Raw genomic sequence first — 21,083 nt, 5'->3', positions numbered from 1 at the left:
AAGCGCCAAGCTTCAGGCCGCAAACTAGAAGCGGGACTGCGGGGGCCGTTGCTTTTGCTTTTGCTTTTGCTCTCACGCGCAGCTTGAAGCTTGAAGCTTGTGGCTGCTTCCAGGCATGGAGCTGTCGCCCATGAACCTCTCAGGGCCGTTCATTAGAAGGCCGGTGGCGACCATGCTCCTGAGCCTGGCAATCATGCTGCTGGGCGGCATGAGCTTCGGGCTGCTGCCTGTTTCGCCGCTGCCGAACATGGATTTCCCGGTGATTGTGGTCACGGCATCGTTGCCAGGTGCCAGCCCGGAAATCATGGCGTCCAGTGTCGCGACGCCGCTTGAGCGTTCCCTCGGTGTCATCGCCGGGGTCAACACCATGAGCAGCCGCTCGAGTCAGGGCACCACGCGAATCATTTTGCAGTTCGACCTGGACCGCGACATCAATGGTGCCGCGCGGGAAGTGCAGGCCGCGATCAACGCCGCGCGCAGCCTGTTGCCCAGCGGGATGCGCAGCATGCCGACCTACAAGAAGGTCAACCCGTCGCAGGCGCCGATCATGGTGCTGTCGCTGACCTCGGACGTGCTCGAGAAAGGCCAGCTCTATGACCTGGCCTCGACCATCCTGTCGCAAAGCCTGTCTCAGGTGACAGGCGTGGGAGAAGTGCAGATCGGTGGCAGTTCGTTGCCAGCGGTGCGTATCGAGCTGGAACCGAAAATGCTCGATCAGTACGGCGTGTCGCTGGACGACGTGCGCAAGACCATCACCGGTTCCAACGTTCGCCGCCCTAAAGGCTCGGTGGAAGATGCCCAGCACAATTGGCAGGTTCAGGCCAACGACCAGCTGGAAAAAGCCAAGGATTACGAGTCACTGATCATTCGCTACGACAACGGCGCGGCGTTGCGTTTGAAGGATGTAGCCAGTGTCCGGGATTCGGTCGAGGACCGTTACAACGCCGGGTTTTTCAACGAAAACGCCGCCGTGCTGCTGGTCATCAACCGTCAGGCGGGGGCCAACATCATTGAAACCGTCGCCAGCATCAAGGCGCAGTTGCCGGCGTTGCAGGCGGTGTTGCCAGCCAGCGTCAAGCTGGACCTTGCGATGGACCGCTCTCCGGTGATCAAAGCCACGCTGCACGAAGCGGAAATGACCCTGCTGATCGCCGTAGTGCTAGTGATCCTGGTGGTGTTCGCTTTCCTCGGGAATTTCCGCGCCTCGTTGATCCCCACGCTTGCCGTGCCGGTGTCGCTGGTCGGCACCTTCGCGATCATGTACCTGTTCGGCTTCTCCCTGAACAACCTGTCGCTGATGGCGCTGATTCTCGCCACGGGTCTGGTGGTGGACGACGCCATCGTGGTGCTGGAAAACATTTCCCGGCACATCGACAAGGGCGTGCCGCCGATGCAGGCCGCGTTTCTGGGCGCCCAGGAAGTGGGTTTCACGCTGCTGTCGATGAACGTGTCGCTGGTGGCGGTGTTCATCTCGATCCTGTTCATGGGCGGATTGGTCGAAACCCTGTTTCGGGAATTCTCGATCACCCTGTCGGCGTCGATCGTGGTGTCGCTGCTGGTGTCCCTGACCCTCACGCCGATGCTCTGTGCACGCTGGCTCAAGCCCCATGTGCCGGGCCAGGAAAACCGTTTGCAGCGCTGGAGCCAGCGGGTCAATGACCGCATGGTGGCGGCTTACGACCGCAGTCTCGGTTGGGCGTTGAAGCATCGACGTCTGACGGTGCTGACGTTGCTGATCACCGTGGGCGTCAACATCGCGCTGTACATCGTGGTGCCCAAGACCTTTCTGCCGCAGCAGGACACCGGGCAATTAATGGGCTATGTCCGAGGTGACAACGGCCTGTCGTTCTCGGTCATGCAGCCGAAGATGGACATTTACCGCGACGCGATTCTCAAGGACCCGGCCGTAGAAAGCGTTGCCGGTTTCATCGGCGGCAACGGCGGCACCGGCAACGCGTTCATCATCGTGCGCCTCAAACCGATCCAGGAACGTGGCATCGGCGCTGAAGCGGTAGTTGAGCGCCTGCGCAAGGAAATGCCCAAAGTGCCGGGCGGGCGCTTGTTTCTGCAGCCGGATCAGGACTTGCAACTGGGCGGCGGCCGAGAGCAGACCAGCTCGCAGTACCAGTACATCCTGCAAAGCGGCGATCTGGACACGTTGCGCGTGTGGTATCCGAAAGTGGTCGCGGCGCTCAAATCAGTTAAAGAGCTGACTGCGATTGACGCCAACGACGGCGGCGGCACCCAGCAAGTGACCCTGATCGTTGATCGCGATGCCGCCAAGCGTTTGGGCATCGACATGAACATGGTTACCACCGTGCTCAACAACGCCTACGCCCAGCGTCAGGTGTCGACCATCTATGACCCGCTTAACCAGTATCAGGTGGTGATGGAGGTCAATCCGAAATACGCCCAGGACCCGGCGACGCTTGAGCAGGTGCAGGTGATCACGGCCTCTGGCGCGAGGGTCCCGCTGTCGACCATCGCCCATTACGAGCGCAGCCTGGAAGACGACCGCGTGGTGCATGACGGCCAGTTTGCGTCGGACAATATCTCGTTCGACCTGGCCGAAGGCGTGTCGCTGGATCAGGCGACCACCGCCATCGAGCGCGCGGTTGCCGCCGTGGGCTTGCCCGAAGGCGTGATCGCGAAAATGGCGGGCACCGCCGATGCGTTCGCCGCCACTCAGAAAAGTCAGCCGTGGATGATTCTTGGCGCGTTGGTGGCGGTGTATCTGGTGCTGGGGATTCTGTATGAAAGCTACGTCCACCCGCTGACGATTCTCTCGACACTGCCGTCGGCGGGGGTTGGCGCGCTGCTCAGCATCTACCTCACGGGTGGGCAGTTCAGCCTGATTTCGCTGCTGGGGCTGTTCCTGCTGATCGGGGTGGTGAAGAAGAACGCGATTATGATGATCGACCTGGCGCTGCAGCTGGAGCGCGAAGACGGCATGACCCCGCTGGATTCGATCCGCCATGCCTGTCTGCAGCGCTTGCGGCCCATTTTGATGACCACGCTGGCGGCCATTCTCGGCGCCGTGCCGCTGTTGCTCAGTAGCGCCGAGGGCGCAGAAATGCGTCGCCCACTGGGGTTGACCATCATCGGCGGCCTGATCCTCAGCCAGATACTGACCCTGTACACCACACCCGTTGTTTATCTTTATCTCGACCGCCTGCGCCATCGCGTCAACAAATGGCGCGGCGTGCGGACCGATGCTGCCCTGGAAACTCCGCTATGACCGATCGTTTGCACCCCTCCCTGCAACAGCGGACCCACGCCCTCAAGCGGCGCTTGGGCATCGGCCTGTGCGCGTTGCTGCTGGGCGGCTGCGCTGTCGGCCCGGATTATCAAAAGCCAGACATGCCGGCACCGGCGCAATTCAAGCAGGCCCAGGGTTGGACCCAGGCCAACCCCAGTGATGCGTTCAGCCGTGGCGCGTGGTGGGAGGTCTACAACGACCCGCAGCTCAATGGCCTGGTGGAACAACTCAATCGCTCCAACCAGACTGTCGCGCAGTACGAAGCCCAATACCGGCAAGCCCAAGCGTTGGTGCGCAGTTCTCGCGGGGCGTTCTTCCCCACGCTGGACCTCAGCGCCGGGAAAACCCGATCCAGCCAGGGCACCGGCAGTTCCAGCTCCAGCCTGAGCAGTTCCAGCAGCGGGATTCGTGATACCTACAGCACGCAATTGGGTGTCAGCTGGGAAGCCGACGTCTGGGGCAAGCTGCGCCGGGGTCTTGAGGCCGACCGGGCCAGTGCCCAGGCCAGCCTCGCCGATCTGGCGTCGATGCAACTGAGCCTGCAATCGCAGCTGGTGCAGAACTACCTGCAATTGCGGGTAATCGACGAACAAAAGCGCCTGCTCGAAGCGACGGTCGATGCCTATCAGCGTTCACTCACCCTCACGCAAAACCAGTACCGCGCCGGCATTTCCGGCCGCGATGCGGTGGCGCTGGCACAAACCCAGCTTAAGAGCACCCAGGCGGATCTGATCGATCTGGCCTGGCAACGGGCGCAATTTGAGAACGCGATTGCCGTGCTGATGGGCCTGGCACCGGCCAACTTCAATCTGGCGATCAGCAAAGACATCCCGCTGCTGCCGCAGATTCCAGTGCAGCTGCCGTCGCAGTTGCTTGAGCGACGGCCTGACATCGCGGCCGCCGAACGTTCGGTGATGTCGGCCAACGCCAACATCGGTGTCGCGAAGGCGGCGTATTACCCCGACCTGACTCTAAGCATGTCCGGCGGCTATAGCAGCAGCACGGTGTCCAACTGGATCAGTCTGCCCAATCGCTTCTGGTCAGTAGGGCCGCAACTGGCCATGACTTTGTTCGACGGCGGGCAGCGCGCGGCTGAAGTTGACCGCACCGAAGCGGTCTACGACCAGACCGTGGCGCAGTATCGTCAGACGGTTCTCGACGGCTTTCGCGAGGTCGAGGACTACATGGTCCAGCTCAAAGTCTACGAGGACGAGGCGGGGGTTCGTGCCGAGGCATTGGCCGCCGCGCGCGAATCCCTGCGTTTGACTAACAACCAGTACAAGGCCGGCCTGATCGGCTACCTCGACGTGGTCAACGTGCAGACGACAGCATTGAGCAACGAGCGCAGCGTGCTGAATGTGTTGCAAAGTCGTCTGATTGCCAGCGTGCAATTGATCGCAGCACTGGGCGGGGGATGGAATGCCCAAACCGGACTGGAGAACCCGTCCCCGAGCGTTTCGGAGCGCTAAGCGTATGGTGGCTGGCTTATTGCCATGATTTCGTCGGATACACGGGCTTTTTTCTGGCTAGCCGGTACAATCGCGCACCGAGTTTTCTTGTCTCGTTGACCGTATTCCGTTGTAGTAATGAGTCGCCGCCATGCTGATTGGGCATTACACATTTTCTCTGGTTGTGATTTCGATTCTGGTCGCGATGCTGGCGTCCTATACCGCCCTTGACCTGGCCGGTAGAATCGCTTCGGCCAAGGGGCGCGCGGTATGGATGTGGATCTGCGGCGGCGCGCTGTCCATGGGCATCGGCATCTGGTCGATGCACTTCATCGGCATGCTGGCCTTCAAACTGCCAATTGATCTGGGCTTCGATCTGCCCGCTACTTTGTTGTCTCTGGCCATCGGCATTCTGTCGTCGGGGCTTGCGCTGTGGCTGGTGAGTCAGCCGCTGCTACCCGCTTGGCAGCTGATCTTCGGCGCCCTGGCCATGGGCATGGGCATCAGCACCATGCACTACACCGGCATGGCGGCGCTGCGGATGCAGCCGGGCATCGACTACGATCCCTCCCTGTTCGGCGCCTCCTTGATAATTGCGGTCACCGCTTCGGCTGCGGCACTGTGGATTGCCTTTCGCCTGCGCAAGCACACGCCTTACGTCAGGCTCGCCCGAGGCGGCGCCGCGGTGTTGATGGGCCTGGCGATTGTGGGCATGCATTACACCGGCATGGCGGCGGCAAATTTCCCTGAAGGTAGCTTTTGCGGGGCCTTGGCCGGCGGCCTGCGCACCGACGGCCTCGATAAACTGGTGCTGGTCACCAGTCTGGCCGTGCTGACCATCACGTTATTGGCCTCGATTCTGGATGCGCGGCTGGAAGCCCGCACCGCCGTGCTCTCCAATTCTCTGAGCGAGGCCAACCGGGAGCTGACGCAACTGGCGTTGCATGACACGCTCACTGGCCTGCCCAATCGAGTGCTGCTGGCCGACCGCATCGAGCAGGCAATGCTCAAGGCCGACACGCTGGGCGGTCATTTTGCGTTGATGTTCATGGATCTGGATGGATTCAAGCCGGTCAACGATGCCTTCGGTCATCACGTCGGCGATCAGTTACTGCGCGCTGTGGCCATGCGGCTTCGGGACAACTTTCACCGTCACGACACCCTTGCGCGGATTGGCGGTGACGAGTTTATCCTGCTGGTGGAAGTAGAAGATATCGAGGACGTGAACACTGTGGCGGCGCGGCAAGTGGCGCTCATTGGTAAGCATTTCACGGTGGGCGACCACGAGCTTCAGGTGTCGGTCAGTATCGGCATCGTGTTGTACCCCGGTAACGGCCAGACCCAGCAGGAACTGTTGATGAACGCCGATGCGGCGATGTACCACGCCAAAAGTGCGGGCAAAAACGGCTACAGCTTCTTCGATTCATCGATGAACACCAACGCCCGCAACCATTTGCAGCTGCTCCAGGATTTGCGCGTTGCCCTCAAGCAGGGCCAGTTCTGTCTGCATTACCAGCCCAAATTCAATGCCGGCGACGGTCAACCGGTCGGCGCCGAGGCGTTGGTGCGCTGGAATCACCCGGAGCACGGGTTGCTGATGCCGGACAAATTCATTGGTCTGGCGGAAAAGACCGGGCTGATCATCTCCATCGGCGAATGGGTGCTCAATGAAGCCTGCCGCCAGATGCGCGTCTGGTTCGACATGGGCTACACCGACTGGCGCATCGCGGTGAATCTGTCGGCGCTGCAGTTTTGTCATTCCGGGTTGGTCAACACCGTCGCCAGCGCATTGAGCCTGCATGGGCTGCCGGCCAACAGCCTGACTCTGGAAATCACCGAAACGACTGCCATGAGCGACGCCGACGCCAGCATGACCGTGCTGCAACAGCTCTCGGATATGGGCGTGGACCTGTCCATTGATGACTTCGGTACGGGCTATTCGAGCCTGATGTACCTCAAGCGCCTGCCGGCCAATGAATTGAAGATCGACCGCGGTTTTGTGCGTGATCTGGAGAACGACAGCGACGATGCGGCCATTGTGTCAGCGATTGTGGCGCTCGGTCAGGCGCTCAATCTGCGGATCGTCGCGGAGGGCGTTGAAACAAGCAGCCAGCGCAATTTTCTGACCCGGCTGGGCTGTGATTCGCTGCAAGGTTATCTGCTGGGGCATCCGCTGCCGGCCGAGCGCTTCATGGCCGATATTCACGCCGCGCAGCTGCGGCCAGCCAAGGCCGGCGACTGACGTTCCACCCTTGGCACACACCAAGAACAGCATTGGGCATTGATTCGGAAAAAGCATTCCATGGATAAAAATCTCCTCATTACCGGTGGTTCGCGCGGTATCGGCGCAGCTACCGCTCTGTTGGCGGCTGCACAGGGTTATCGCGTTTGCATCAACTATTTGAACAACCACGCGGCGGCTGAGCGGGTGTGCGGTCAGATCCGCGAAGCCGGTGGTTACGCCATTGCCGTGCAGGCTGATGTCAGCAACGAAGATGAGATCATTCATCTGTTTGCGCGCATCGACTCGGAAATGGGCCGGCTAACGGCGCTGGTGAACAACGCAGCCACCGTGGCCCAAGCGTCGCGGGTGGAATCGATGTCGGAGTTTCGCTTGCTCAAAATGATGATGAGCAACGTGGTCGGGCCGATGCTTTGTACCAAGCACGCGCTGCAGCGGATGTTGCCACGCCATGGCGGGCACGGCGGCAGCATCGTCAACGTGTCGTCGGTGGCCGCGCGCTTGGGTTCGCCGGGGGAATACGTCGATTACGCCGCCTCCAAAGGCGCGCTGGACACCTTCACCATTGGCCTGGCCAAGGAAGTGGCGGGTGAGGGCGTGCGGGTCAACGCGGTGCGTCCCGGCTACATCTTCACTGAGTTCCACGCCCTGAGCGGCGATGCCCAACGCGTCAGCAAACTGGAGCCGACCCTCCCCATGGGCCGCGGCGGCCTGGCGGATGAAGTGGCTGAAGCCATTTTGTGGTTGCTGTCTGACAAAGCGTCCTACTCGACCGGCACGTTCATAGATTTGGGTGGTGGTCGCTGATTGCCGTTAAAAATGTCCTCGGCGATGGCATTGGTATTGGCCAAATACAAACTTCGTGGGAGCGGACCTGTCCGCGAATGGGCCAATGCATCCGATACATTTTTATCGCCTGAAATATCGCTTTCGCGAACAGGTTCGCTCCCACGGGGTTTGCGTCAGCCTGATATTTCGGCAGCATTGCAGCTTCACTGTAGGAGCGAACTTGTTCGCGAGTCGGCGTCAGGAGTGATCAAATTCTGCGTCTGGCCAACAAGTTGGCTCCTACAGGGGGTTGGTGTGATGTGTCACGTCCATCAACGACCGAACGATCATGCCCAGTGTTTCCATTGCTTTTTCCGACACGTCGCTCCAAGGGCTGCCGTAGTTCAGGCGAATGCAGTGCTTGAAGCGCCTTGTCGGTGAAAAAATAGGCCCCGGGGCGATGCTGATGCCTTGGGCCAGCGCCGCTTGAAACACTTTCAACGAGTCCACCTGCTTTGGCAATTCCAGCCACAGAAAGTAGCCGCCTGAGGGCTGGCTGACGCGGGTCTGTGGTGGGAAGTGTCGTGCCACGGCGCCCAGCATCGCCTGGGACTGATCTTCCAGCGCGTTACGCAGCTTGCGCAGATGGCGGTCGTAACCGCCGTGTTGCAAGTAGTCGGCAATCGCCGCTTGCGCCGGCATCGATGCGCACAGCGAGGTCATCAGCTTCAGCCGTTCGACCTTCTGAGCGAACCGACCAGCGGCCACCCAGCCGATCCGATAACCGGGGGCAAGACTCTTGGCGAACGAGCCGCAATGCATGACCAGCCCTTCGGTATCAAACGCTTTGGCAGGCTTTTGCGCGTGCTGACCAAAATACAGCTCGGCGTAGACATCGTCCTCGATCAGCGGCACCTGATGCTCGCGCAACAACTCCACCAACGCCCGTTTGCGCTCTTCGGGGACGCTGGCGCCGGTGGGGTTCTGGAAGTTGGTCATGCTCCAGCAGGCTTTGATCGGGTAGCGGTTCAGTGCTTCCCCCAACACATCCAGGTCAATGCCGGTTTGCGGATGTACGGGGATTTCCACGGCCTTGAGTTTCAGGCGCTCAAGCACTTGCAAACAGGCATAGAAAGCCGGGGATTCGATGGCCACCAGATCCCCCGGTTGTGTGACGGCCTGCAAGCACAGATTCAACGCCTCCAGCGCGCCATTGGTGATCAGCAATTCTTCGATCGGCAGCATCAGGCCGCCGACCATGTAGCGCAGCGCGATTTGCCGACGCAGCAGCGGATTGCCCGGCGACAGGTCGGTCACGGTCAGCCGGGGGTCCATGTCACGGGTCGCGCTGGCCAACGAGCGGGCGAGTCGCTGCAACGGAAACAGCAGGGGGCTGGGGAATGCCGAGCCAAACGGCACGGTATTCGGGTCTTTGATTGAATCGAGCACCGAGAACACCAGCTCGCTGACGTCCACTTCTGTGGTTTCCTTGACCTGTTCGGCTGCGGGTCCTATGGGTTCCGGTCTTGCAATCGCCTGGCCGATGTAGCTGTCATTGACAAAGTAACCGGAGCGGGGACGCGCGCGTATCAAGCCGCGACGTTCGAGCAGGTAATACGCCTGAAACACCGTAGACGGGCTGATGCCGTGGGTCTGGCTGGCATAGCGCACCGACGGCACCCGCTGCCCGGCGGCGAGCACGCCAGAGCGGATCAGCTCGGCGATGTCTTCTGCAAACTTTTCATAACGCTTCATGGGGAAAGCTCGCCTGGGTGAGCGTCGGTGATAAATCCGCACCACTATGGATGCATATCTGATCCAGAAACAGCGTCACTTTCAGCGAGGAATACCGGATCAGATCAGGCTCAGCCCGGTTCCACATAGATAAATCGGGCGACAGCTTCGCGGGCAAGCCTCGCTCCAACGGGTCAGGCGCCAGATAAAAATGAAAGCAGCGCCTTAAATTCATTGTGGGAGCGAACCTGTTCGCGAAAGCGGGGGTTCAGATGAATAGATGCGTTGGATGTACCGGCCCCTTTGCGGACAGGTCTGCTCTCACGGGTTCTGCTTCTGATCCTAGATCAATGATGACCTAACCGTTCTGTGTGGAGAGCTGATAGTTGGGATTAAACTAATAAGACACTTTTTAATTAACCAAAAAAAAGCGCTGCAATTAAGGCAGCGCTTTCTTTGTATCGGTAAATAAGTAGGCCGTTAGTTCGACCCTTATCAACCATTCTGACGACCATAACCCAAGATGGTGTAATCAAGGTTGTGGCGAACACCGGAACCGTCGACATACACCATTGTTGCTTTTACAGGGCCGTCTACATTTTGTGGGTCTTGAGCAGTGGAGCTGCTGACGACTTTGGCGATGTCGAGGCCCTTGTGCTGGTTGTATTTCTGAGTCTGGCTCATGGCTTGCGAACCGGAAACGCTGGTGACATTCTCATCGGCCATGGCGAATACGCTGACCAGTGAAAGTGCTACGAAGGCTAAAGTTTTCATGTTAGTGCTCCAGACGTCTGAGTGATTAGTTAATGAGCAAATCGTTGTTTGGTTTGCTTCTGGAACTGATTCTCTGCGCATTCTCACTCATGGGGAAATCCTGCCAAGTGATAGTAAACATCACCGACACGAATACCAACGCGCATTATATTGATTTCAGTAATGAACTGTTGTCGGTATTAAGCGGAGTTAGAACTCCGCACTAATACCTGAAAAGCTGTGTAAAACGCATTGCCTTTGGGTCCGGTTCAAATCACCGGAGAGTCTTCACCTGGCTCAACCCCGATCGTGTGATGGCGCATGTCTTTGGCCTGATACACCGTCAGCGCATCCGCTTCGGCCTCGGTGATCGGCACCTGTTGGCCGCCGATGTTGGCCTCAGACATGTGAGTGGTGTCGTTGGTGGTGATCACCACATCGATCACCGCGCTGCGGTGTTCAGCGCCGTCGACTACAGCGGTGCAGTGTTGGTGGGTGCTGTCGAATTCCAGTGGCATGGCCGTTCTCCTCGTTGTTGTTGTCTAGTTAGGACTTGCGCTAGGTGCCGATGTTCGTGCCGTCCCGACCACAGGTTAGCGCGGCGAATTCCGCACGCTGCATGCCGTTCGCTGTCCATCCTTCACGATAGTGTGCAAAGGAATGAATATGAACAGTTGGTGGCAAGAAGTCGTCGATACGCTACAAGCGGAGTTTTCCGATATTACCGACCCCTCGCAATTGACCCGCGTCACGGTGCGCCTGGTGATTGCGGCCGTGCTTGGCGGCATTCTGGGCTTTGAGCGCGAGCACAAGGGCAAGGCGGCCGGGGTGCGAACGCACATGCTGGTGGCGATGGGTGCAGCGCTATTTGTGCTGGTGCCGCGCATGGCCGGCGCCGATGACGCAGCACTGAGTCGAGTGGTGCAGGGGATTGTGGCGGGGATTGGGTTTCTTGGCGCGGGCACTATCTTGAAGGGCAAAGAGATCAACGCCAATCAGGTGAAAGGCCTGACCACTGCCGCAGGGTTGTGGATGACGGCGGCGATTGGCATTGCAGCGGGGATGGGACGTGAAGCGACGGCGGTACTGAGCACGATCCTGGCGCTGGGGATCTTCAGCCTGATGCCTTGGATCGTGAACCGGTTTGATCCGCCGTCCAAGCGTGAAGGCGGGACGGATGAGCCGTAGCGACAACCGCCATCATCGAACTGCGTAGATTCTGCCGACAGTTACAGAACCCGTGGGAGCGGATCTGTCCGTGAAGACGTCATTTCAGCCGATATAAATATTTCGTCTGGCAGAAAGCCTTCGCGGACAGGTCCGCTCCCACGGGGGATAAAGATGCGATCAGGTTAAGAGTTACTCAGGAAACCCATCATCCAGCACAGCCGGCGGCTCTTTGGACGGCGGATCACCCATCGGCTGTTCGATCACCGGCGGCATGGTATCGGGCGGTGGCTCACTGGGTTTTGGCACCGGCAATTCAGGGTCGTCGATGTTCGGATCGGGGGTTTCTGCGGGGATCGGGATATTCATTGCTTCACCTTCCTGACGCGGACTTATGAAGAAAACGGGCGACGCTCCCAAAGTAGGACAGCGCGCTGTCTGGAATGACTCAAGCCAAATCCCTGACCCCGGCTACGCTCTGCATGGCGCAGGATGAATACGCTCTTGCGCGCGACAAAGTCGTTGAACTTTTCCCAACAGCAAGCGCTCGGAACCTATGCGGCGACGTTGGACGTCCTTGGCTCCGACGAGCTCGCCTTTCTTCTATATACAGGGATATTCAATTGAATGGATTCGCACAAGGAGCGTCCCAGCGGCGTGAGGAGTGATGCTCGATGAATGTGACTGCTGATCAGCCATACGGTCCGGATTCCCTGGCCACCGATGTTCCCCATCTTACCCGGCCGCTGCCGCTGACCCAGGCGCTGCAGCTCCCCAGAATCGTCATAGAAGACACCACGCCAGTCATCGACGGCGGCCAGTTCGCGGTCAAGGCCATCGTCGGTCAGCCTGTGTCAGTCACCAGCAAAGTTTACGCCGACGGTCACGACAAAATGGCCGTGCGGGTGTGCTGGCGGGCCGCTGATGAAGATGAATGGCAGACCTCGCACCTGCGCGAACTGGTCAACGACAGCTGGATCGGTGAGTTCACCCCCACCAGCGTCGCTACTTACGTATTTCGTCTGGAAGCCTGGATCGATCAGTTCGCCAGCTATCGCTATGAGCTGGAGAAGAAGTACGCCGCTGGCGTGCCCATCGGGTTGGAACTGGAAGAAGGGCGCTTGCACTTGGTGCACGCCATTGAGCGCAGCTCGGGTGAAGTCCGTTCGCAGATCGAGGCACTGTTAAAGCAGTTCAATGAAAGCCCGGATCAGGATGTCCAGGTGACGCTGCTGTTGAATAGCGAGACTGCCACCACTATGGCCCAGGCGGACAACCACGCCTACCTGAGCCGCAGTATTGAATTTCCGCTGGACGTAGAGCGTGAACTGGCGCAATTCGCCAGCTGGTATGAGCTGTTCCCACGCTCGATCACCGACGACAAGGCGCGCCACGGCACGTTTAACGACGTGCACAGCCGCTTGCCTATGGTCCGAGATATGGGCTTTGACGTGCTGTACTTCCCGCCGATTCATCCTATCGGGCGTTCGCACCGTAAGGGTCCGAACAACTCGTTGCAGGCGGGCCCTGATGATCCGGGCAGCCCTTACGCCATCGGCAGCGCTGACGGCGGACACGAAGCGATTCACCCTCAGCTCGGCACTCGCGAAGACTTCCGTAACCTGGTCGCGGCTGCGGCCGAGCATGGTCTGGAAATTGCGCTGGATTTCGCCATTCAGTGCTCTCAGGATCACCCGTGGCTCAAAGAGCATCCGGGCTGGTTCTCATGGCGCCCGGACGGCACGATCCGTTATGCGGAAAACCCGCCGAAAAAATATCAGGACATCGTGAACGTCGATTTCTACGCCCCGGATGCGATTCCGAGCCTCTGGCTGGAGCTGCGTGACGTGGTGCTGAGCTGGGTGGAAGAGGGCGTGAAGATCTTCCGCGTCGACAACCCGCACACCAAACCGCTGCCTTTCTGGCAGTGGATGATTGCCGATATTCGCAGTCAGCATCCGGACGTGATGTTCCTTGCCGAGGCCTTCACCAAACCGGCGATGATGGCGCGTCTGGGTAAGGTCGGGTATTCCCAGAGCTACACCTATTTCACCTGGCGCAACACCAAGGCCGAGTTGACCGAATACCTGACCCAGCTCAATCAGGCGCCATGGCGTGACTGCTACCGTCCGAACTTCTTCGTCAACACGCCTGACATCAACCCGCCGTTCCTGCATGCGTCAGGTCGCCCGGGGTTTTTGATCCGCGCTGCGCTGGCGACCATGGGCTCTGGCCTGTGGGGCATGTACTCGGGCTTTGAATTGTGTGAATCGGCGCCAGTCCCTGGCAAAGAGGAATATCTCGATTCCGAGAAATACGAGATTCGCCCCCGGGATTACACCGCGCCCGGCAACATCATTGCCGAGATCGCCCAGCTCAACCGCATTCGTCGGCAGAACCCGGCATTGCAGACGCACCTGGGGCTGCAGATCTATAACGCGTTCAACGACAACATTCTTTACTTCGGCAAGCGCAGTGCAGACGGCAGCAACTTCATTCTGGTCGCCGTCAGCCTCGATCCGGTGAATCCACAAGAGGCCAATTTCGAATTGCCGCTGTGGGAACTGGGCCTGCCGGACGATGCAGTGACCACCGGTGAAGATTTGATGACCGGCCATACCTGGAACTGGTACGGCAAGAACCAGTTCATGCGCATCGACCCTGCTTATCAGCCTTTCGGCATCTGGCGTTTTCAAGTCGCCAATCAATAATTAAAAGGGATGTCAACATGGCGAAAAAGCCTCGGAATGCTGCTTTCATCGACGATCCGCTTTGGTACAAGGACGCCGTGATTTACCAGGTACACGTCAAGTCTTACTTCGATTCGAACAACGACGGGATTGGCGACTTCCCGGGGCTCATCGCCAAGCTCGATTACATTGCCGAACTGGGTGTCAACACCATCTGGCTCCTGCCGTTCTACCCGTCGCCACGGCGTGACGACGGCTATGACATCGCTGATTACCGCGGTGTGCATACCGATTACGGCACCATGGCCGACGCCAAGAAATTTATCTCCGAGGCCCACAAACGTGGGCTGCGGGTGATCACCGAGCTGGTCATCAACCACACCTCGGACCAACACCCGTGGTTTCAGAAAGCGCGCACTGCGAAGAAAGGCTCCAAGGCGCGCGACTTCTACGTGTGGTCCGACAGCGACCAGAAATACGACGGTACGCGGATCATCTTTCTGGATACCGAGAAGTCCAACTGGACCTGGGACCCGGTGGCCGGTCAGTACTTCTGGCACCGTTTTTATTCCCACCAGCCGGACCTCAACTTCGACAACCCGCAGGTCATGGAAGCCGTACTGGAAGTCATGCGCTACTGGCTGGACATGGGCATCGACGGCCTGCGTCTGGACGCGATTCCGTACCTGATCGAGCGCGACGGGACCAACAACGAAAATCTTCCGGAAACCCATGTCGTCCTGAAGAAGATTCGTGCCGAAATCGACGCCAATTACCCGGATCGCATGCTGTTGGCCGAGGCCAATCAATGGCCTGAAGACACTCAATTGTATTTCGGTGACAAGAAGGGCAAGGACGGCGACGAATGCCACATGGCGTTCCACTTCCCGCTCATGCCGCGCATGTACATGGCCGTGGCGCAGGAAGACCGTTTCCCGATCACTGACATCCTGCGCCAGACGCCGGAAATCCCGGAAAACTGCCAGTGGGCGATTTTCCTGCGTAACCACGATGAGCTGACGCTGGAAATGGTCACTGACCGTGAACGCGACTATTTGTGGAACTACTACGCCTCCGACAAGCGCGCCCGCATCAATCTCGGGATTCGCCGTCGCTTGGCACCGTTGCTTGAGCGCGATCGACGTCGAGTAGAGCTGCTTAACAGCATGTTGCTCTCGATGCCCGGGACGCCGACCCTGTATTACGGCGACGAAATCGGCATGGGTGACAACATTTATCTGGGTGACCGCGATGGCGTGCGAACGCCGATGCAGTGGTCGATCGACCGCAATGGCGGCTTCTCCCGCGCCGACCCGGCAAGCCTGGTGCTGCCACCGATCATGGACCCGCTGTACGGTTACTTGTCGGTCAACGTCGAGACTCAGAACAGCGATCCGCATTCGCTGCTCAACTGGACCCGGCGCATGCTTTCTGTGCGCAAGCAGCAGAAAGCCTTTGGTCGCGGCAGCCTGAAAATGCTTTCGCCGAGCAACCGTCGCATTTTGGCCTACACCCGTGAATACACGGGGCCTGACGGCAAAACCGAAATCATCCTGTGCGTCGCCAACGTATCCAGTGCATCTCAGGCTGCTGAGCTTGAGTTGTCACAATATGCCGGCACGGTGCCGGTGGAGATGCTGGGCGGCAGCGCCTTCCCACCTATTGGCCAGCTGAACTACCTGTTGACGTTGCCGCCGTACGGCTTCTATTGGTTCGTGCTGGCATCGGAGAATCAAATGCCTAGCTGGCACGTGGAACCGGCCCAGAGCATGCCGGACTTCCCGACGATGGTCCTCAAAAGTCGTCTGGAAGAACTGCTCGACGAACCCCTGCGCGGCACCATGGAAAACGCCTCGCTTTCTGTCTATCTGCCAAAGCGTCGCTGGTTTGCGGGCAAGGGCACGGCCATCGACAAGGTCAATATTGCGTACGCCGTACGTTTCGGCGATGCACAGCGCCCAGTGCTGCTCAGTGAGATCGAAGTCACTTCAGGCGGCGAGACGGTTCGCTACCAATTGCCGTTCGGCTTGTTGGCTGAAGACGACATCAGCAGCCCGCTGCCACAGCAATTGGCGCTGGCCCGCGTGCGTCGCGGCCGTCAGGTCGGTTTGATCACTGACGCCTTTACCCTTGAGCCGTTCATTCGTGCGGTGATTCAAGGCATGCAGGAAGAAAAAGTGCTGCCTTGCAATGACGGAGAACTGCGCTTTGAACAGACTTCGCAGCTGGCGCCATTGGGCCTCAACAGCGAATCGGAAGTGCGTTACCTGTCGGCCGAGCAGTCCAATAGCTCGGTGGTGGTGGGCAAGGCGCTGGTGCTGAAAATGATTCGCCGTGTCGCAGCCGGCACGCACCCGGAACTGGAAATGGGCGCGTTTCTGACCAAGGCCGGATACAAACACATCTCGCCATTGCTGGGCGCCGTGGTCCGGGTCGATCCCGAAGGGCAAAGCAATTTGCTGATGATTGCCCAGGGTTATTTGAGCAATCAGGGCGATGCCTGGGAATGGACCCAGAACAACCTCGAGCGCGCAGTGCGCGATGAAATGACTCGGGGGCGTTCGGAGGTTGAACAGCACGCCAATGCACTGCTGGAACTCAAGGATTTTGCCGGGCTGCTCGGTCAACGCTTGGGCGAGATGCACGTTGTATTGAGCACCGCGACTGACAATCCTGACTTCAAAGCCGAGACCACCAGCGTCAAGGACAGTCAGGCGTCGGCGAAAAGCGTCAGCGCTCAGGTTGAACGTGCATTGCAGTTGCTGGAACAGCATCGCAATACCCTGGAAGCCGATGATCAGGAACTGGTCAGCGAGCTGTTGGGCAAGCGCAAACCGCTGCTGGCGCAGGTGCAGACCCTGGCCAAACGCACCGTGGGCGGCTTGCGCATGCGGGTTCACGGTGACTTGCACCTGGGGCAAATGCTGGTGGTCAAGGGTGATGCTTACCTGATCGACTTCGAGGGTGAGCCAGCACGTCCGCTCGAGGAGCGTCGCGCCAAATACAGCCCGTTCAAAGACGTCAGCGGTGTACTGCGTTCTTTCGACTACGCTGCCGCCATGGCCGTACGCAACGCCCAAAGTGCGGACAACTCGCCGGAAGCTACAACGGCGCGTCTGCATGTAGCTGAAACTTATTTGACCCAGGCACGTGAAGCGTTCATTGATGGCTACCGCAAGGCCACGGCGGACATGGCCCATGACTGGAAAGATGCCAAGGGCGAGGGCGCTGCACTGGCTCTGTTCACCTTGGAAAAAGCTGCTTATGAAGTGGCCTATGAAGCTGAAAACCGCCCGACCTGGTTGTCCGTGCCGTTGCAAGGCTTGCGTGGGTTGCTGACATTGTCTGATGGAGAGTGAAAATGAGTGCGTCTGACCAATTCGGCAAAGGCAACCACAATGTGTTGCCCAATGCTGTAGACATGGACGCGTTGATCCGCGCCGAACACCGCGATCCGTTCTCCATGCTCGGCCCGCACAGCGATGGCGAAAACGGACAAATCATCCGTGCCTACCTGCCCAATGCTCTGGCCGTTCGCGTGTTGTCCCGCGACAACCACGAGGACTTGGGCGAACTGACGATGAGCGACAAGCCGGGCTTTTTTGCCGGGCATTTTCCGACGCGTCAGCCGTATCTGTTGAAGATCAGCTGGGCGACCGGCGAGCAGATCACCGAAGACCCTTACAGCTTCGGTCTGCTATTGGGCGAAATGGATTTGTATCTGTTCGCCGAAGGCAACCACCGCGACCTGAGCAGCGCGTTTGGCGCGCAGGTGGTCAACGTTGATGGCGTGGACGGCGTGCGCTTCTCTGTCTGGGCACCTAATGCCCGTCGCGTCTCGGTGGTGGGTAATTTCAACAGCTGGGATGGCCGTCGTCACCCGATGCGTCAGCGTCATCCGTCCGGTGTGTGGGAGATTTTCGTTCCGCGTCTGACGCCGGGCGAGGCCTATAAATACGAGATTCTCGGCCAGCACGGCATCTTGCCACTTAAGGCCGACCCCATGGCTCTGGCGACAACGCTGCCGCCCGATACTGCGTCCCGAGTGGCAACCCCGCTGCGTTTCGACTGGCAGGACAACGATTGGATGCAGACCCGTGGTCAAAAACACGGCCTGGATGCGCCGCTGTCGATCTACGAGCTGCACGCAGGGTCGTGGCAGTGGCACCACGGCGAGGAAGACGAGCCGGATCGCCCGTATAACTGGCACGAACTGGCTGACAAGCTGATTCCGTACATCAAGGAACTGGGCTTCACCCACATCGAGCTGATGCCGATCATGGAGCACCCGTTTGGTGGCTCATGGGGCTATCAACTCTTGTCTCAGTTTGCGCCAACTGCGCGTTACGGCTCGCCGGACGATTTCGCCGCGTTCGTCAACGCCTGTCACCAGAACGACATCGGTGTGATCCTCGACTGGGTGCCGGCTCACTTCCCGACCGACACCCACGGTCTGGCGCAATTCGACGGCACGGCGCTTTATGAATACGGCAACCCGCAGGAAGGTTTTCACCAGGATTGGGACACGCTGATCTACAACCTGGGCCGCACCGAAGTTCACGGTTTCATGCTGGCGTCCGGGCTGCACTGGCTCAAGCATTTTCACATTGACGGCTTGCGGGTGGATGCGGTGGCGTCGATGCTGTATCGCGACTATTCGCGTAAAGCCGGCGAGTGGGTGCCGAACCGTTACGGCGGTCGTGAGAACCTTGAAGCCATCGATTTCCTGCGCCATCTGAACGATGTGGTTGCGATCGAGGCGCCGGGCGCGCTGGTCATCGCCGAGGAATCGACGTCCTGGCCCGGTGTGTCGCAGTCTACCCAGCAGGGCGGTCTGGGCTTCACTTACAAATGGAACATGGGGTGGATGCACGACACGTTGCATTACATCGAGCAAGATCCGATTCACCGTCCGCACCACCATAGCGAGTTGAGTTTTGGTCTGGTGTACGCGTGGTCCGAGCGGTTTATCTTGCCGATCTCCCACGATGAAGTGGTTCACGGCAAGCACTCGCTGATCGACAAAATGCCGGGCGACCGCTGGCAGAAGTTTGCCAACCTGCGGGCCTATCTGGCGTTCATGTGGACGCATCCGGGCAAGAAGCTGTTGTTCATGGGCTGCGAGTTCGGCCAGTGGCGCGAATGGAACCACGACACCGAACTGGACTGGCACTTCTTGCAGTATGCCGAGCACAAGGGCGTACACACGTTGGTCAGCGATCTGAACCGGCTTTATCGGTCGGAGAAAGCGCTGCACGATCAGGATTGTCAGCCTCAAGGTTTCCAGTGGGTGATTGGCGATGACTCGACCAACAGCGTTTACGCCTACCTGCGCTGGAGTAAGGACGGCGAGCCGGTGCTGGTGGTGGCTAACCTGACGCCGGTGCCGCGCGAAGGCTATCGCATTGGCGTGCCGTTCAGCGGCAAGTGGACCGAGTTGCTCAACAGTGACGCTGGCACCTACGCCGGTTCCAACGTCGGCAATGGCGGTGGCGTGCGCACCGACGACACCAAGGCTCACGGCCAGCCGTTCTCGCTGCTGCTGAACCTGCCGCCGCTGGCGGTGTTGATCCTCAAACCAGTGCCGGGTGCTATCGAGGAGTAACTCCTCGCAGCAACTGAAGCTCCAAAAAAACGCCCCCGCAAGATGTCTTGCGGGGGCGTTTTGGTTTTTGTGGGGTGGGGGCTCGCGATGAGTGCGTTACACCCGGTACATTTCTCTCGCCTGACGCGGTCCTCTGTAGGAGCGAACTTGTTCGCGAGGCGGCGTTATTGATCCACCGATGAATACGTCTCGCCAACAAGTTGTCTCCTACAGAATCATGCACTGCGCGGATCATTAATCCGGCTTGTGATCCCCGCGAATCGAGAAATTCGCCATGTGCTCAAGGCCCTTGATCAAACCCGAGTGGTCCCAATCACTGCCGCCAAGGGCCGCGCAGGTGCTGAACACTTGCTGGGCGTTGGCGGTGTTGGGCAGGTTCAGGTTCAGTTCCTTGGCGCCTTGCAGGGCCAGGTTCAGATCCTTCTGGTGCAGCGAGATCCGGAAACCCGGGTTGAAGGTGCCCTTGATCATGCGTTCGCCGTGGACTTCGAGAATCTTCGACGAGGCAAATCCGCCCATGAGTGCTTCACGTACTTTGGCCGGGTCCGCGCCGTTTTTCGAAGCGAACAACAGCGCTTCGGCCACGGCCTGAATGTTCAGCGCAACGATGATCTGGTTAGCGACTTTCGCGGTCTGGCCGTCTCCATTGCCGCCGACCAGGGTGATGTTCTTGCCCATCCGCTGGAACAACGGCAGGGCGCGGTCGAAGGTGCCTTGGTTGCCACCGGCCATGATGCTTAACGTTGCAGCCTTGGCGCCGACTTCGCCGCCGGACACCGGCGCATCCAGATATTGCGCGCCGGTGGCGTTGATTTTCTCGGCGAAGACTTTGGTCGCGGAGGGCGAGATCGAACTCATGTCGATCACCACCTTGCCCGCGCCTGTGCCTTGGCTGATGCCGTTTTCGCCGAACAGCACCTCGTCCACCTGCGGGGTGTCGGGCAGCATGACGATGATGAATTCAGCTTCCTGTGCCACTTCTTTGGGGTTGCTCAACACCGTCGCGCCGCCATCGATCAGGGAGGCGGGCGGGGCAGCGAAGTGGTTGGAGAGGAACAGTTGGTGACCTGCTTTCTGCAGGTTTTCCGCCATGGGTTGGCCCATGATGCCGGTGCCGATGAATCCGATGTTAGCCATGAGAGTTGTCCTTTGTTATTGAAAATTGATTGCATGGCGCTACCCCCTGTAGGCGCGAATTCATTCGCGAGGCGGCATGCCTGACACTCCGCGTGAAGCGCTCGCCAACAAGTTGGCTCCTACAGAATCGGTGGTGTGCCTGCTAAACCCTGTAGGAGCGAATTCATTCGCGAGGCGTTGTGCCTGACACTCCGCGTGAAGCGCTCGCCAACAAGTTGGCTCCTACAGAATCGGTGGTGTGCCTGCTAAACCCTGTAGGAGCGAATTCATTCGCGAGGCG

The 21,083-nt window shown here is 59.2% G+C and carries 13 protein-coding genes; 8 read left to right on the top strand and 5 right to left on the bottom strand.

Going from position 1 to position 21,083, the window contains the following annotated elements; translation table 11 throughout:
• Window positions 1-130: 130 nt before the first annotated feature.
• The 4 genes from ACWKWM_RS06935 (at window position 131) to ACWKWM_RS06920 (ending at window position 7,756) form a co-directional block, all read left to right on the top strand.
• Window positions 131-3,238 carry an efflux RND transporter permease subunit gene (locus tag ACWKWM_RS06935; protein ID WP_483845426.1) on the top strand — a complete coding sequence of 1,036 codons (3,108 nt, stop codon included), beginning with the start codon at window positions 131-133 and terminating at the stop codon, window positions 3,236-3,238.
• Window positions 3,235-4,728 carry an efflux transporter outer membrane subunit gene (locus tag ACWKWM_RS06930; protein WP_483845425.1) on the top strand — a complete coding sequence of 498 codons (1,494 nt, stop codon included), beginning with the start codon at window positions 3,235-3,237 and terminating at the stop codon, window positions 4,726-4,728. The genes ACWKWM_RS06935 and ACWKWM_RS06930 overlap by 4 nt, the downstream gene beginning before the upstream one ends.
• Window positions 4,729-4,858: 130 nt before the next feature.
• Window positions 4,859-6,949: a putative bifunctional diguanylate cyclase/phosphodiesterase gene (locus ACWKWM_RS06925; protein ID WP_483845424.1), complete on the top strand. Its 2,091-nt coding sequence runs from the start codon at window positions 4,859-4,861 to the stop codon at window positions 6,947-6,949.
• Between the two features lie 60 nt (window positions 6,950-7,009).
• Complete coding sequence (locus ACWKWM_RS06920; RefSeq protein WP_483845423.1) at window positions 7,010-7,756, top strand: SDR family oxidoreductase; 747 nt, start codon at window positions 7,010-7,012, stop codon at window positions 7,754-7,756.
• Between the two features lie 261 nt (window positions 7,757-8,017).
• On the opposite strand, the gene mapR is transcribed toward ACWKWM_RS06920, so the two are convergent.
• From mapR to ACWKWM_RS06905, 3 genes are all read right to left on the bottom strand, one after another.
• Complete coding sequence (gene mapR, locus ACWKWM_RS06915) at window positions 8,018-9,472, bottom strand: GntR family transcriptional regulator MpaR (protein ID WP_483845422.1); 1,455 nt, start codon at window positions 9,470-9,472, stop codon at window positions 8,018-8,020.
• A 474-nt stretch (window positions 9,473-9,946) separates the two neighbouring features.
• Window positions 9,947-10,135 (bottom strand): DUF2790 domain-containing protein, encoded by a 189-nt coding sequence (locus tag ACWKWM_RS06910; RefSeq protein ID WP_483845421.1) that lies wholly within the window; start codon window positions 10,133-10,135, stop codon window positions 9,947-9,949.
• Window positions 10,136-10,473: 338 nt separating this feature from the next.
• Window positions 10,474-10,722, bottom strand: a complete 249-nt coding sequence (locus ACWKWM_RS06905; protein ID WP_483845420.1) for a DUF3203 family protein — start codon at window positions 10,720-10,722, stop codon at window positions 10,474-10,476.
• Between the two features lie 148 nt (window positions 10,723-10,870).
• On the opposite strand from ACWKWM_RS06905, the gene ACWKWM_RS06900 reads away from it, so the two are divergent.
• Window positions 10,871-11,392, top strand: a complete 522-nt coding sequence (locus ACWKWM_RS06900; protein ID WP_483845419.1) for an MgtC/SapB family protein — start codon at window positions 10,871-10,873, stop codon at window positions 11,390-11,392.
• 171 nt (window positions 11,393-11,563) lie between these two features.
• On the opposite strand, the gene ACWKWM_RS06895 is transcribed toward ACWKWM_RS06900, so the two are convergent.
• Complete coding sequence (locus tag ACWKWM_RS06895; RefSeq protein WP_483837063.1) at window positions 11,564-11,740, bottom strand: hypothetical protein; 177 nt, start codon at window positions 11,738-11,740, stop codon at window positions 11,564-11,566.
• Window positions 11,741-12,045: 305 nt separating this feature from the next.
• Between ACWKWM_RS06895 and ACWKWM_RS06890 the strand changes: the two genes are divergently transcribed.
• Genes ACWKWM_RS06890 through glgB form a run of 3 tightly spaced genes read left to right on the top strand, consistent with a single transcriptional unit; the run spans window position 12,046 to window position 19,666 of the window.
• Window positions 12,046-14,082 carry an alpha-1,4-glucan--maltose-1-phosphate maltosyltransferase gene (locus tag ACWKWM_RS06890; RefSeq protein WP_483845418.1) on the top strand — a complete coding sequence of 679 codons (2,037 nt, stop codon included), beginning with the start codon at window positions 12,046-12,048 and terminating at the stop codon, window positions 14,080-14,082.
• Window positions 14,083-14,099: 17 nt separating this feature from the next.
• Window positions 14,100-17,420 (top strand): maltose alpha-D-glucosyltransferase, encoded by a 3,321-nt coding sequence (gene treS / locus ACWKWM_RS06885; protein ID WP_483845417.1) that lies wholly within the window; start codon window positions 14,100-14,102, stop codon window positions 17,418-17,420.
• 2 nt (window positions 17,421-17,422) lie between these two features.
• Window positions 17,423-19,666, top strand: a complete 2,244-nt coding sequence (gene glgB / locus ACWKWM_RS06880) for a 1,4-alpha-glucan branching protein GlgB (protein ID WP_483845416.1) — start codon at window positions 17,423-17,425, stop codon at window positions 19,664-19,666.
• Window positions 19,667-19,900: 234 nt separating this feature from the next.
• Here the strand turns inward: glgB and ACWKWM_RS06875 are convergent, their stop codons facing one another.
• Entirely contained in the window at window positions 19,901-20,803 is a 903-nt protein-coding gene (locus tag ACWKWM_RS06875; protein ID WP_483845415.1) for a 2-hydroxy-3-oxopropionate reductase, read from the bottom strand.
• Window positions 20,804-21,083: the final 280 nt, after the last annotated feature.

The sequence above is a fragment of the Pseudomonas rosaeacicularis genome (assembly GCF_057128745.1).
This window is presented reverse-complemented; position numbering and strand designations above follow the sequence as displayed.

Coding starts and splice junctions, on each gene's coding strand:
- glgB (WP_483845416.1), top strand. CDS start 17,423: ATGAGTGCGTCTGACCAATTCGGCAAAGGCAACCACAATGTGTTGCCC.
- mapR (WP_483845422.1), bottom strand. CDS start 9,472: ATGAAGCGTTATGAAAAGTTTGCAGAAGACATCGCCGAGCTGATCCGC.
- ACWKWM_RS06875 (WP_483845415.1), bottom strand. CDS start 20,803: ATGGCTAACATCGGATTCATCGGCACCGGCATCATGGGCCAACCCATG.
- ACWKWM_RS06935 (WP_483845426.1), top strand. CDS start 131: ATGAACCTCTCAGGGCCGTTCATTAGAAGGCCGGTGGCGACCATGCTC.
- ACWKWM_RS06890 (WP_483845418.1), top strand. CDS start 12,046: ATGAATGTGACTGCTGATCAGCCATACGGTCCGGATTCCCTGGCCACC.
- ACWKWM_RS06920 (WP_483845423.1), top strand. CDS start 7,010: ATGGATAAAAATCTCCTCATTACCGGTGGTTCGCGCGGTATCGGCGCA.
- ACWKWM_RS06930 (WP_483845425.1), top strand. CDS start 3,235: ATGACCGATCGTTTGCACCCCTCCCTGCAACAGCGGACCCACGCCCTC.
- ACWKWM_RS06925 (WP_483845424.1), top strand. CDS start 4,859: ATGCTGATTGGGCATTACACATTTTCTCTGGTTGTGATTTCGATTCTG.
- ACWKWM_RS06910 (WP_483845421.1), bottom strand. CDS start 10,135: ATGAGCCAGACTCAGAAATACAACCAGCACAAGGGCCTCGACATCGCC.
- ACWKWM_RS06905 (WP_483845420.1), bottom strand. CDS start 10,722: ATGCCACTGGAATTCGACAGCACCCACCAACACTGCACCGCTGTAGTC.
- ACWKWM_RS06900 (WP_483845419.1), top strand. CDS start 10,871: ATGAACAGTTGGTGGCAAGAAGTCGTCGATACGCTACAAGCGGAGTTT.
- ACWKWM_RS06895 (WP_483837063.1), bottom strand. CDS start 11,740: ATGAATATCCCGATCCCCGCAGAAACCCCCGATCCGAACATCGACGAC.
- treS (WP_483845417.1), top strand. CDS start 14,100: ATGGCGAAAAAGCCTCGGAATGCTGCTTTCATCGACGATCCGCTTTGG.